The organism is Campylobacter showae, from assembly GCF_900573985.1.
In the GTDB taxonomy this organism is placed as follows: Bacteria; Campylobacterota; Campylobacteria; order Campylobacterales; family Campylobacteraceae; genus Campylobacter_A; species Campylobacter_A showae_E.
Genome location: NZ_UWOK01000001.1, coordinates 1,926,216 through 1,938,889, shown reverse-complemented (window position 1 = coordinate 1,938,889; position 12,674 = coordinate 1,926,216). Strand labels below are relative to the sequence as shown.

The 12,674-nt window shown below is 45.1% G+C and carries 11 protein-coding genes; 10 read left to right on the top strand and 1 reads right to left on the bottom strand.

Annotation, left to right across the window (positions count from 1 at the left end; all coding sequences use genetic code 11):
- Window positions 1–93 precede the first annotated feature (93 nt).
- The 6 genes from EE116_RS09745 to EE116_RS09720 all read left to right on the top strand — a co-directional run bounded on the left by EE116_RS09745 (window position 94) and on the right by EE116_RS09720 (window position 5,415).
- Window positions 94–1,764, top strand: a complete 1,671-nt coding sequence (locus EE116_RS09745; protein WP_122874249.1) for a 30S ribosomal protein S1 — start codon at window positions 94–96, stop codon at window positions 1,762–1,764.
- A gap of 4 nt (window positions 1,765–1,768) precedes the next feature.
- Window positions 1,769–2,254 (top strand): hypothetical protein, encoded by a 486-nt coding sequence (locus EE116_RS09740; RefSeq protein ID WP_122874248.1) that lies wholly within the window; start codon window positions 1,769–1,771, stop codon window positions 2,252–2,254.
- Window positions 2,251–3,828: a phosphoglycerate dehydrogenase gene (serA, locus tag EE116_RS09735; protein ID WP_122874247.1), complete on the top strand. Its 1,578-nt coding sequence runs from the start codon at window positions 2,251–2,253 to the stop codon at window positions 3,826–3,828. The genes EE116_RS09740 and serA overlap by 4 nt, the downstream gene beginning before the upstream one ends.
- A gap of 43 nt (window positions 3,829–3,871) precedes the next feature.
- Window positions 3,872–4,093: a hypothetical protein gene (locus EE116_RS09730; RefSeq protein WP_122866783.1), complete on the top strand. Its 222-nt coding sequence runs from the start codon at window positions 3,872–3,874 to the stop codon at window positions 4,091–4,093.
- A 110-nt stretch (window positions 4,094–4,203) separates the two neighbouring features.
- Window positions 4,204–4,770 carry an elongation factor P gene (gene efp / locus EE116_RS09725; protein WP_002948377.1) on the top strand — a complete coding sequence of 189 codons (567 nt, stop codon included), beginning with the start codon at window positions 4,204–4,206 and terminating at the stop codon, window positions 4,768–4,770.
- A gap of 18 nt (window positions 4,771–4,788) precedes the next feature.
- A complete protein-coding gene (locus EE116_RS09720) occupies window positions 4,789–5,415 on the top strand; it encodes a DUF4304 domain-containing protein (RefSeq protein WP_122874246.1) in 627 nt (208 codons plus the stop codon).
- A gap of 15 nt (window positions 5,416–5,430) precedes the next feature.
- On the opposite strand, the gene EE116_RS13075 is transcribed toward EE116_RS09720, so the two are convergent.
- On the bottom strand, window positions 5,431–5,682 hold the full coding sequence (locus EE116_RS13075) for a SelT/SelW/SelH family (seleno)protein (protein ID WP_277418917.1): 252 nt from the start codon (window positions 5,680–5,682) through the stop codon (window positions 5,431–5,433).
- An 89-nt stretch (window positions 5,683–5,771) separates the two neighbouring features.
- Here EE116_RS13075 and EE116_RS09710 point away from each other — a divergent pair, with 89 nt between their 5' ends.
- The 4 genes from EE116_RS09710 (at window position 5,772) to dnaE (ending at window position 12,512) form a co-directional block, all read left to right on the top strand.
- A complete protein-coding gene (locus tag EE116_RS09710; protein WP_122874245.1) occupies window positions 5,772–6,320 on the top strand; it encodes a DJ-1 family glyoxalase III in 549 nt (182 codons plus the stop codon).
- Between the two features lie 377 nt (window positions 6,321–6,697).
- Window positions 6,698–6,943, top strand: coding sequence for an RNA recognition motif domain-containing protein (locus EE116_RS09705; RefSeq protein WP_002948394.1), 246 nt, complete (start codon window positions 6,698–6,700; stop codon window positions 6,941–6,943).
- A gap of 70 nt (window positions 6,944–7,013) precedes the next feature.
- Window positions 7,014–8,153 (top strand): glutamate--tRNA ligase family protein, encoded by a 1,140-nt coding sequence (locus EE116_RS09700; protein ID WP_122874244.1) that lies wholly within the window; start codon window positions 7,014–7,016, stop codon window positions 8,151–8,153.
- Window positions 8,154–8,531: 378 nt separating this feature from the next.
- Window positions 8,532–12,512, top strand: a complete 3,981-nt coding sequence (gene dnaE / locus EE116_RS09695) for a DNA polymerase III subunit alpha (RefSeq protein WP_122874243.1) — start codon at window positions 8,532–8,534, stop codon at window positions 12,510–12,512.
- Window positions 12,513–12,674: the final 162 nt, after the last annotated feature.

Genomic DNA, 12,674 nt, shown 5'->3' with positions numbered 1-12,674 from the left:
CTGAAATTTCGCAAGTTAATCTACAAATAAGTTAATATTAAGTAAAATTGAGTCTAATTGTGTTAAAAGCAAAATACATACAAAAGGAACAAGATGGCTGCGGTGAACAAAAAAGTTCAGCTTAGTAAGGCAAACGACGGTATCGAAGACGACGATTTTGCCGCGATGTTAGAGGAGTCTTTTAAAAAGACTGAAGAGGATAGCGACGGAATAATCGTCGATATTAAGGGCGATGAGGTTTTTGTAAATGTCGGTAAAAAATCAGAGGGAATTTTAAATATTTCCGAGATCCAGGACGAAAACGGAGAGCTTAAATTTAAGGCTGGTGACACGATCAAAGTCGTCATAACCGGCTCAAGAGGCGGAAAGCCGATCGTATCTCATAAAAAAGCGCTTAGAAAAGAAAAAGTAAAAGCTTATATAGACTCATATAATGAAGAAAATCAAGACATATTTGACGTAAAAATAATCGGTAAAAATAAAGGCGGTTTTGTTGCCCAAAACAGCGACGGTATCGAGTTTTTCTTGCCTCGCTCGCAAGGCGGCTTTAAAGACGCAAACGCGGTAGTAGGAAAGTCGTTTAAAGTAAAAGTCATAAAAATAGACAAAGACGAGCAAAGCATTATCGTGTCAAGAAAAAAACTGCTTGACGAAGATAGAAAGAAAAAAAGAGAAGCGATATCTGCAGTCGCTGAAAATACGGACGTGATAGAGGGCGTGGTTAAGAAAATCACTACATATGGTATGTTTGTAGACGTAGGCGGAGTGGATGGACTCGTACACTACAGCGAGATAAGCTATAAAGGACCGGTAAATCCAGGCTCTATCTACAAAGAGGGTGATAAAGTTTTAGTAAAAGTTATCAAATACGATAATGAGAAAAAGCACCTTTCTCTATCTATCAAGGCTGCAACTCCGGATCCTTGGGAAGAGATAAAAGATGGACTAGATGTGGGCGACACTATAAAAGTAACAGTCAGCAATATTGAGCCTTACGGCGCATTTGTCGATCTTGGCAACGACATAGAGGGCTTTTTGCACATTTCTGAAATTTCATGGGATAAAAATATCAAAAATCCAAAAGATCACATTAGTGAAGGCGAGGAGCTTGACGTCGAGGTTATCGAGATAGACGCAAAAGATCGCCGCCTAAGAGTGAGTCTGAAAAACCTACTCAAAAAACCGTTTGACGAATTTAAAGCCCAATTTAAAGAAGGGGACGTCACTAAAGGCGTAGTTACTAGCGTGACGAATTTTGGAGCATTTGTTAGGATTGGCGCAGTTGAGGGCTTGCTCCATAATGAGGACGCTTCATGGGATAGAAACGACAAGTGCAAAGATTTGTTTAAAGTGGGCGACGAGGTTGAGGTAAAAATCATCAAAATAGACTCTAACGAGCAAAAAATTTCGCTTAGCCAAAAAGATCTAAAGCAAAGCCCAGTACAAGCTTATGCGAAGAAATTTAACGTAGGCGACATCGTGACTGGTAAAATTCGCGATATTAAAGATTTCGGCGTATTTGTAGAGCTTGGCGATAACGTCGATGCGCTCATCCGCAAAGAAGACCTAGGTAGCGTAAGCGCTGAAAGCTTAAACATAAACGATAATATCGAAGCTGCGATAGCTTTTATCGACGAGAAGAAAAATAGAATCCGCCTAAGCGTAAGGCGCCTTGCAAGACAAAAAGAGCGCGAGGTGCTAAACGAAATAAATAGCGATGATAAAGTTACTTTGGGCGACATTATCAAAGAACAGCTATCATAAGTAAATGAAGCGATATTTGTTCTGGGGTGCGATTGCTTTTTTGCTGATTTTCGTCTGCGTGTGTGGCGCTTTGCTGTATAAGTACGCGGACGTAAATTTAAAAGAGTCCGCGCCTGCGGAGCTACAAGTATCACAAAATAACGAGGAGCAAAATTTGACTACTGGCCCTACTTCTTGGGTTGGCGAAATGGCAAATTTGGCTCCTAAAAAATATGCTTTGGCAAGCAACGAGATATATGTAGAATTTAAAGACGAATCAAAAGCCGTCGTAAAAATCGCCTATCAGCTGATAATAGATAAAAACGATATTTACTCGATGTTCTGCCTCACTCAAACATTAAAAAATATACCCGTAGATTTTAGCGTAGTAAAAGAAAATTCACAAAATTTAATTTACATAAACACGCAAGACGGCGGCGTTTTAGATCGCGTTATAAACGAACTTAAAGCGTACGATATACGCTCAACTTTCAAGGAGATCAAGCTATGAAAACGATAATAGTGTGCGACGCAATACATAAAGTCGGCTTTGAAATTTTAAATCGCGAAGAGGATATAAAAGTAATCGACGCAGTAAACGTGCCTAAAGATAAGCTTTTGGATATCTTAGGCGAGGCTGACGTGGCTATCACGCGAAGCTCGACCGAGGTCGGCGAAGCATTTTTAAATGCGGCTAAAAATTTAAAAGCTCTCGTGCGCGCTGGCGTGGGCGTCGATAACGTAGATATAGACGGTTGCTCAAAGCGCGGCATAATCGCGATGAACGTCCCTACGGCAAACACGATCGCCGCGGTGGAGCTAACGATGGCTCATATGCTAGCTGCTGCTCGCTCGTTTCCGTATGCTCACAACGACCTAAAAATCGATCGAATTTGGAAACGCGAGAAGTGGTATGGCGTTGAGCTTTTTAACAAAACTCTAGGCGTCATCGGATTTGGCAACATCGGCTCACGCGTGGCTACTAGGGCTGCGGCTTTTGGTATGCAAATCGTTGCTTACGATCCGTATATCGATCCGTCGAAAGTAACCGATATGGGCGGCGTTTATACGCGAAATTTCGACGATATCCTTGCATGCGATTTCATCACGATACACACTCCGAAAAATAAAGAAACCATAAACATGATCGGCGAGGCAGAGATCGCAAAAATGAAGGACGGCGTGCGCCTCATCAACTGCGCTCGCGGCGGTCTTTACAATGAAGAGGCTCTGTATAGCGGCCTAAAAAGTGGCAAGATCGCGTTTGCGGGTATCGACGTATTTGAGAAGGAGCCGGCGACGGATCATCCGTTGCTTGAGCTAGATAACGTCAGCGTCACGCCGCATCTTGGCGCAAATACGCTCGAGTCTCAAGCTAACATCGCTATCGCAGCAGCCGAGCAGGCTATCTCTGCGGCTCGCGGCATCAGCTATCCTAGCGCGCTAAATTTACCGATAAAAACGGAAGACCTGCCGCCTTTTGTAGAGCCTTATATCGAGCTTACAAGCAAGATGGCCTTCCTCGCCGCGCAGATCAACAAAAAGGCTATCAAAGCTATCCGCATCGAGACGCACGGCCCTATCAGCGAGTACGCCAACTCTATGCTTACCTTTGCGATCGTGGGCGCTTTAAAAGAGAGCCTCGGCGATACGATAAACTACGTAAACGCTAAATTTTTGTGCGACGAAAAAGGCATAACGACAGAGAGCACCGTCGGCGGCAATAGTATTTTTAAAAATAAAATCACCGTTCGCATAACGACCGAAAATGATGTAGTAACGATCGGTGGAACCGTATTTGGCGAAAATCAGCAGCGCATCGTGACGATAAACGGCTTTAAAACCGACTTTAAGCCTAAAGGTAAGATGATTATCTTTAAAAACAACGACGTTCCGGGCGTTATCGCTAAAATTTCATCTATCCTTGCCGAGGAAAAGATCAATATCGCCGACTTCCGCCTAGGACGCGACGATCACGGAATGGCGCTTGCGGTCGTGCTTGTGGATGAAAAAATAACCAAAGAGACGCTGGCTAAGTTAAACGATCTTGATGTTTGCGTATGGGCGAAATACGCAGTTGTCTAAATTTGAGCCCGAATCAGGGCTTAAATTTAAGGAGGGTTTGAGTATGAAATTTTTACTTTTTATTCCGATTTTGTTTTTGCTAATGGGCTGCGAGAGCGAGGCGCAAAAGCAAAGTACTAAAAATTTCGAGAAAATTTTGACCGAAAAAAAGAAATTTCAAAAGATACAAAAAGACGAACCTAGCGTAAGCGAACAGATGAAAAGGGAAATCCACTCGCAGTCTGAACAAAGCAAGGAAAAAGGCGAGTTCAAATTTAAGCCTTAAATTTGAGTTTTGCTTCGGCGTGAGCGGTCAAATTTGCCGCCTCGCTGCTTCTTAAACTAAACTAAAAACTTTTTTGATATAATCAGCCTTTAAAACTACAAGGAGAGAAAATGGCAACCTATTCAATGGGCGACCTAAAAAAAGGACTAAAGATCGAACTAGACGGCGTTCCGTATAAAGTCGTCGAGTATCAGCACGTAAAACCTGGCAAGGGCGCAGCTTTCGTTCGCGCGAAAATCAAATCTTTTATCGACGGTAAAGTGCTTGAAAAGACCTTCCACGCGGGCGACAAATGCGATCAGCCGAATTTGGAAGAAAAAGAGATGCAGTATCTTTACGACGACGGCGAGTTTTGCCAGTTTATGGACACTGCGACCTACGAGCAAGTAGCGATCAGCGATGAGGACGTAGGCGATGTTAAAAAATGGATGATCGACGGCATGATGGTTGAGATCTTGTTTCACAACGGCAAGGCTATCGGAGTAGAAGTGCCGCAAGTCGTCGAGTTAAAGATCGTCGAGACTCCGCCGAATTTCAAAGGCGACACCCAGGGTGGCAAAAAGCCTGCTACGCTTGAGAGTGGTGCAGTCGTACAGATACCTTTCCACGTGCTCGAAGGCGAGGTCATCCGCGTAGATACCGTCCGCGGCGAGTACATCGAACGCGCAAACAAATAATCACAGTCGTCAAATTTGATGAAAACAAAATTTGACGAGCTCATAGCCCAAGCAAAGCCGCTATTTAAAGATAACGGCTTTGCTAAAAACGGGCTAAATTTCTACAAAAATACCCCCGAACTTATCTATGTTGTAAATCTCCAAAAAAGTAGCGGCAATACTGCATTTGAAACTAGATTTTACGTAAACTGCGGCATTTACGGCGCATTTATCAACGCTGCGACCGGCAAAGAAACCGTCTTAAAACCCAAAGAATACGAATGCCATTTTAGAGAAAGGATTTCATCCATCACGGGCTCCAAAACAGCTTACTATGAAATCAACGAAAATACCGACACCGAAGCCCTTTGTCAAAATTTAACAAATGATTTAACGGCGGTGTTTAGATTTTTTGGCGAGATAAAAACCGAACGAAATTTGATTGATTTGATGCTGGAGCGAAACGGTCTGGCGGTGGTTGAGCAGCTTTTTGAATATTTACTCATAAAGAATGAACAAGAAATTTTGACCAGTCACGCGTTAAATTTGTTTGAAAAGCATGGAAACGAAGCTAGATGGAAAATTTTTGAGAGGCGTATAAACGATTTGCTTAAAAAATACGAAAAAGACGAGATAAAATTTGAAGAAATAAAAGCCAAGGCCTAAGCCTCGGCTTAGACTTTAGGCTGATTTTTTAACGCTATCGACCAAAGCAACGATCTCTTCGTGGTTTGGCAGGGCATTTACTTCCGTGCCGATGAGATCTTTTTTGGAAAATACTACTTTTCCGTTTACTTCAACTATGAAGTTTCCGCCGCTACCGACGATTTTGCTAATATTAGCGCCTGGGATTTGACTTAAAAATTCATCTTCTACACGAGAAGCTACCGGTCTATAGTTTCAAGAATTGCAATACGTAATCTTTACTTCCATTTTCCTTCCTTTCGAATTTAAAGTGGCGCGATTATAGCGCAAATTTAGCAAACAAGAGTATAATAATCCGAAAATTTAAGGAGAAAATTATGAAAAAAGTTGCCGTGATTTTTGCCGACGGGTTTGAGGAGATAGAGGGCGTTAGTGTCGTGGACGTGCTTAGGAGGGGCGGCGTGGATGCTCATATAGTCGGGCTTGACAAGCTACCTATCACGGGCGCTCACGGAGTGAAATTTATCTGCGATATGACGCTTTATGATCTTGAGGAGGGCGACTACGATATGCTGGTTTTGCCGGGCGGGTATACGGGTGTCACAAATATCTCCGGTAATCTAAAAATGAGAGAGACGATCAAAAAGTTTGCTAAAAAAGGCAAATTCGTCGCTGCCATTTGCGCCGCGCCGATAGCTCTTGGGGTGGCCGAGGTGATGAGCGGCGAGTACACATGTTATCCTAGCTGCGAGGCTAGCATAGAGGGCGGAATGTACGTGAGTGACAAAAACGTCGTGCAAAGCGGAAATATCATCACTTCAAAAGGCCCTGCCACTGCGATGGAGTTTGCCTTGGAGCTGGTTAAAATTTTAAACGGCGAGCAAGTTTATAATGAAGTGAAAAACGGACTTTTATTTATCAAATAACGATTTGCGGGTTTAAATTTTGATAAATGCTGCACGTTTTGCCAGTTTTTGGCGAAGGCGCGGCTTAAATTTTATTAAGGATGCAAATATCAAATTTGCGGCTGTGAAATTATAAAAATTGCCGACAAGGCCGCATTTTGGTTTAAATTTATTTGCGCCGATTGGCTGGTGTTCCGTGCCAAACCTGCCTTAAATTTACGGCAAATTTTACCTAGCCCAAAATCGCCGAATAAAAAATAAATTTTCAAAAACGCCAGCCGAAATTTAAATTTACAAAAAATTATAAAAATATCAATTTTTATCTAGCTTTTTTATTTAAATTCAGGTATCATCTATCAACCGATTTTATCGGGAATTTGATTTAAGGAAACGTTACTGTGAATATTTACGTCGGTAACTTGTCATATCGCATGACTGAGGCAGAGCTTAAGGATACATTTGCGCCGTTTGGCGAAGTAAAACGCGCGAAAATCGTCAAAGATCGCGACACGAATCGCTCAAAAGGATTCGGATTCGTCGAGATAGAAAACGACGCAGACGCGCTAAAAGCGATCGAAGCGCTAAACAACAAGGAAGTAGGCGGCAGAGCTCTAAGAGTAAACGAATCTAAACCTAAAGAATAATCCGGCCGTCAAATCTGACGGCTTTAATCTAATTTTTAAATTTAAGCTTTTTAATTAAATTTCACTCCAAATGAACCAAAAAATCACCTCTCGTATCGCTCCGACGCCAAGCGGCTTTTTGCACGCAGGCAATGTTTATAACTTCTTGCTGACATATCTTTTTACTCGCGCGTTTGATGGGATTTTGTACTTAAGGATCGACGACTACGACTTGCCGCGCTACCGCAGGCAATACGTGGAAAATATCTTTCGCGTGCTTGATATGCTGGGCATTGATTTTGACGGGGGACCTGGCGGAGTGAGGGAATTTGAAACCAAATTTAGCTCCAAATTTCGCCTTGGCGCCTACGAAAACACGCTAAAAACGCTTGAGCAAAAAGGTGTTTGCTATGCTTGCGAGTGCTCGCACTCTATGAAAAACTCGTTTAAAAACGGCATTTATACGCGGGTTTGTGCGGATAAAAATCTTAAATTTAAAAAAGACAAAATGGCTATGCGGCTAAGCACCATCGACGGGGCGGAAATTTTAGTCGGGCAAAATTTGATAAATTTTGACGCCCTGCGCGGCGACGCGGACGGTCCAGCAAACCAAATGAGCGGCTTTTGCGGCAATGAGCGAACAACGCAAAATGGCGTGGCAAACGGTTTAAAAAAATTGGCAAATTTGGTCATCTCGGACAGTGAGAAACCTGGTGGCGAAAAATTTAACTTTGAGGCCGTTGGAAATTCGGGCGAATGTTTTTTAAATTCGGCAAATTTGGGCGCCCTAAATTTGACGGACGAGACGGCGTTTGAAACGGAAAAATTTTCGCAAGCTCAAAGTGTAAATTTGGCGCAAATTTTGGGCGATTTCGTCGTTTGGAAAAAAGACGACACGCCCGCGTATAATCTCGCTAGCCTCGTGGATGACGAGATCTTAGGCGTAAATTTGCTCGTGCGAGGCGAGGATCTGCTCGCGTGCTCGGCGGCGCAAAAATACGCGGCAGGGCTCCTGGGCTACGGTTTTAAAAATGCAAATTTCATCCATCACGGCCTGCTGGTGTATGGCGGCAAAAAGCTATCCAAAAGCTCGAGCGCACCGGCGGTGAGCGTAACGGACGGCGCAAAAATGCACTATAAATTCGCCGCTCTTAAGCTAGGGCTCGACGCATCAAAATGCGATACTTTGTCAAATTTGCTTGAGATGTTGAAAGAGAAATTTAGTCGATAAATTTAAACGCGCTACTTGGATTGTTTTAAAAGCGCGGTAAATTTTTACCGGCTTATCTAAATTTTCCTCTGTTTATAGCATAAAATATTTCTTGGCTTCCTTGTAGCCGCTCTTCAATTTTTTATTTATGCTTGCATGGTTTCATAAAATTTACCGCTCAAATTTAAGCTAAATTTGAGCGGTAAATTTAAACCGAGTTATCTATATCGCCAACCCCAAATTTGCGTCCAAAAACCTGCGTCAAATTTAAGCTCAAATTTGACGAAAAGCCCACATCAGCAGCCTACTTTCCGAGCCTAGCTAAATTTAAACGAGGCCGATTTATCCGCCTAAAAGCAAAGTTTTTGTAAAATTAAAAGCATTAAAAAGGACGAAAAAATGAGCGATTTTACAGATTTTACGCACCTGCACCTGCACACGGAGTATTCACTGCTAGACGGCGCCAACCGTATCAAGGAGCTAGCCAAAACGCTAAAAAGCCAAGGCGTCAAAGCCGCAGCCATCACCGACCACGGCAATATGTTCGGAGCGATAGACTTTTATAAAACGATGAAAAATGAAGGCATAAAGCCGCTAATCGGCATCGAAGCCTACATCCACAACGGCGAGGAGCTGGGAGATAAAAGCACCAAACAGCGCTTCCACCTCTGCCTCATCGCAAAAAACGAAATCGGCTACAAAAACCTGATGTATCTGAGCTCCATGAGCTACATCGAGGGGTTTTATTATTATCCGCGTATCAACAAAAAGATGCTAAAAGAGCACAGCGAGGGCATCATCTGCTCATCGGCGTGCCTGCAAGGCGAGGTGAACTGGAATCTCAACCAAAGCGAGCGAAATTTGCGTTTCGGCGCGGGCGGATACGAGGCGGCAAAGGAAGCCGCGCTGTGGTACAAAGATGTATTTGGCGATGATTTTTACCTCGAGATCATGCGCCACGGTATCGGCGATCAGCGCAGGATCGACGATGAAATCCTGCGCCTGGCAAAAGAGCTAAATATCAAGGTAATCGCAACCAACGACACGCACTATACGTTTAAGCAACGAGCCGATGCGCACGAGGTTTTTATGTGTATCGCGATGAACAAACTGCTAGACGATCCAAACCGCCTACGCCACAGCGTGCATGAGTTTTACGTCAAGACGCCTGCGCAGATGAGCGAGCTTTTTGCCGATATCCCTGAAGCCGTCGCAAACACGCAAGAAATCGTAGATAAATGCGACCTCACGATCAAGCTAGGCGACGCGACGCCGCCAAATTTTAAATTTACGCTCGAATACGCCGCCGAGCGAAATTTGAGCCTACCAGAGCCTGATAAACGCTACAGCATACCAAACGACAGCGTGCTATTTGAGCACGAGTGCAGGCAGGGGCTGGAGGAGAGATTGAAATTTATCCCAGCTGAGCGCCACGAGGAGTATAAAACCCGTCTGCAACGCGAGATAGATATCATAAATAAAATGAACTTCCCGGGCTACATGATGATCGTTTGGGACTTTATCAACGAAGCTAAAAAGCGCGGCGTGCCGGTAGGCCCGGGACGCGGCTCGGCGGCGGGAAGCCTCGTGGCATATAGTCTAAAGATCACCGACCTGGATCCGCTGCCCTATAACCTGCTTTTCGAGCGTTTTTTGAACCCGGAGCGCGTGAGCATGCCCGATATCGACGTGGACTTTTGTCAAAACCGCCGCGGCGAGATCATCGACTACGTCATCGAAAAGTACGGCAAATTTAACGTGGCTCAAGTCATAACCTTTGGTAAGCTACTGGCAAAAGGCGTCATCCGCGATGTCGCGCGAGTATGCGACATGCCCTATGCCGAGGCCGACGCTATGGCTAAGCTCATACCCGACGAGCTAGGCATCACGCTGGAACAAGCCTTTGAAAAAGAGCCAAAGATCGGCGAGCTGATAGCGACCAACTCAAATGCAAATAGAATTTGGAAATTCGCCCTTGATCTAGAGGGTCTAAACCGAAACGCCGGTATGCATGCCGCGGGCGTGGTCATCTCAAACGAGGAGCTGTGGAACAAAACCCCGCTTTTCCGCCAGCCAAACGCCGAGGAGGATCACTTCGTCACGCAGTATAGCCTAAAGTACCTAGAGGACGTGGACCTCATCAAATTTGACTTCCTAGGCCTAAAGACGCTAACCGTGATCGATAACGCCGTCAAGCTCGTAAAAAAGAGATTTGGCAAGGAAATCATCTGGGAGCAGGTCAATAAAAACGACCCCAAAACCTACGAGACGATCAGCAGCGGCCAGACGCTAGGACTGTTTCAGATAGAGAGCGAAGGCATGCAAAAAGTCGGAGCCGATATGCGTCCGGACTGCTTCGAGGATATCATCGCGATGATCTCGCTTTACCGCCCGGGTCCGATGGATCTTATTCCTGATTTCATCAAACGCAAACACGGTCTGGAGCCTATCACGTATATTTTCCCCGAGCTTCAGCCAATCCTAGAGCCTACATACGGCGTCATCGTCTATCAAGAGCAAGTTATGCAAATCGTGCAGACTATCGGCGGCTTTTCGCTAGGAGGCGCTGATCTCGTGCGCCGCGCGATGGGTAAAAAAATAAAAGAGGAGATGGATAGACTAAAGGGCAAATTTATCGAAGGCGCCGAGGCTCAGGGGCTAGACGGTAAAAAGGCCGACGAGCTGTTTGAGCTTATTTTACACTTCGCTTCGTACGGATTTAACAAATCCCACGCAGCGGCCTACACCTACGTGACCTTTCAAACGGCCTATATGAAGACGTACTATCCGGCCGAATTTATGGCGGCTCTCATCACTAGCGAGGAGACCAATGCCGATAAGATTTCGCGCTACATAGACGAGTGTAAGCGCCTAGATATCGCTATCCTGCCGCCGTCGGTCAATAAATCTGCCAAAGAATTTTCAGTCGTTAGCGAAGGAGGTAAGGACGCCATTATCTACGGCCTAGGCGCGATAAAAGGCGTCGGGGGCGCGGCGATAGAAAATATCCTAGAAGAGCAGGCCAAGGGCGAGTTTAAAGACATCGACGACTTCGTCTCGCGCGTGGACAACTTTAAGGTAAATAAAAAAGTCTTTGAAAGCCTGATAAAATCTGGCTCGTTTGACAGCTTTGGCCTAACGCGCAAGATGATGCTAAACAACCTAGATAACATCGTAGAGGCGTGCAAAAACGCCGCTACTATCAAGAAAAACGCCGCCGAGAGTCTGTTTGGCGACGACGAGAGTATGGCGACGGTTAAAACTAGTCTCGTGCGCGACGACTCCGAGCTGGAGCTAAAAACTAAGCTAAAATTTGAGCTAGAAAGCGTGGGTATCTATCTCTCCGGCCACCCGTTAGACGAGTACCGCGAGCAAATCTCAAAGATAAAATACACGCTTAGCGATAAATTTGACGAGCTACCCGAAAACGGCGAGATGCTGCTCGTGGGCAAGATAGAGGATCTAACGACTAGGATCAGCAAGAAAAACGGCAAAAAAATGGGCACGATCGAGATGCTGGATTTCCACGGTACGGTCGAGATCGCGGTCTTTGACAGAAGCCTTGGCGCGGTCGAGTCGATGAGTGCCGATGAGCGCGATCTGCCGCATGCGTTTAAGGTTCGCTACTCCAAAGACGGGCAGTTTATGCGCATAAATTTGGATAAAATTTTGACTCTTGACGAGGCTATGGGTATGGACTTTTCGCATCCGCTCGAAAAATACAAAGAGCAAATCGAACAGATAAAACACACGCCTAGCAAGGACTTCGGCAAGATTGATAAGACCAGCGAGATCCTAGTCGTCGGCAAGATCAGAGAGGTCGCCAGCATCACGAGCAAAAAGAGTGGCAAAGAGTTTATGATGCTAAGCATTATGGACCTTTTTAGCACGTTTAAGGTTGCGGCGTTTGACTCTGAAAAAGGACTTATCGAGAGCCTAAGTGACGAACAAAAGGACGCTCCGCTAGCATTTAAGGTGCGCTACAGCCGCGACGATCAGGGCGCTCGCATAAATCTAATCGACGTCGTGGGCCTAGAGGACGCGCGCGATATGAATTTCCAAAGCAGAAGCTTTAAACAGCGCAAGGAAAGTAGCGGCGCAAGCTACCAAAACGGCCAGGCATCTAGCGAAAGCAGAGGCAAAAGAGAGCTTGAGGATCTCGTGTTGGAGCTAAATTTGGACGAAACGGGCAAGGATATCATCACGCAAATTTACCGCGTCGCCATCGGCGAACACCGCGCCGCAGCCGATAAAAACAACAAACGCCTGATCATCCGCATAAAAGACGCGCAGGAAGGCCGCGCGCTGGTTTATACGACGGAGTTTATCGTGGGGGATGGGTTTGGCGAGAGGGCATTAGGCTTAAGGCAAGCCGTTTAAATTTGACGGCTCGTCTTTTTGGTTTATACTTCGTTGGATTTAAAATTTTACTCGGTCACTACCGGACTAGGTAGCTCCCGTCGTAAAATTTAAAAGCGGCTCGTCTCGCGAGCGCTTTTTAAATTCAAATTTGACGACTGATTTATCGGCAAGTTTTGGGTT

Excerpts from the sequence above, each read along its gene's own strand:
- EE116_RS09745 (WP_122874249.1), top strand. The coding sequence starts at position 94 with ATGGCTGCGGTGAACAAAAAAGTTCAGCTTAGTAAGGCAAACGACGGT.
- EE116_RS09740 (WP_122874248.1), top strand. The coding sequence starts at position 1,769 with ATGAAGCGATATTTGTTCTGGGGTGCGATTGCTTTTTTGCTGATTTTC.
- serA (WP_122874247.1), top strand. The coding sequence starts at position 2,251 with ATGAAAACGATAATAGTGTGCGACGCAATACATAAAGTCGGCTTTGAA.
- EE116_RS09730 (WP_122866783.1), top strand. The coding sequence starts at position 3,872 with ATGAAATTTTTACTTTTTATTCCGATTTTGTTTTTGCTAATGGGCTGC.
- efp (WP_002948377.1), top strand. The coding sequence starts at position 4,204 with ATGGCAACCTATTCAATGGGCGACCTAAAAAAAGGACTAAAGATCGAA.
- EE116_RS09720 (WP_122874246.1), top strand. The coding sequence starts at position 4,789 with ATGAAAACAAAATTTGACGAGCTCATAGCCCAAGCAAAGCCGCTATTT.
- EE116_RS09710 (WP_122874245.1), top strand. The coding sequence starts at position 5,772 with ATGAAAAAAGTTGCCGTGATTTTTGCCGACGGGTTTGAGGAGATAGAG.
- EE116_RS09700 (WP_122874244.1), top strand. The coding sequence starts at position 7,014 with ATGAACCAAAAAATCACCTCTCGTATCGCTCCGACGCCAAGCGGCTTT.
- dnaE (WP_122874243.1), top strand. The coding sequence starts at position 8,532 with ATGAGCGATTTTACAGATTTTACGCACCTGCACCTGCACACGGAGTAT.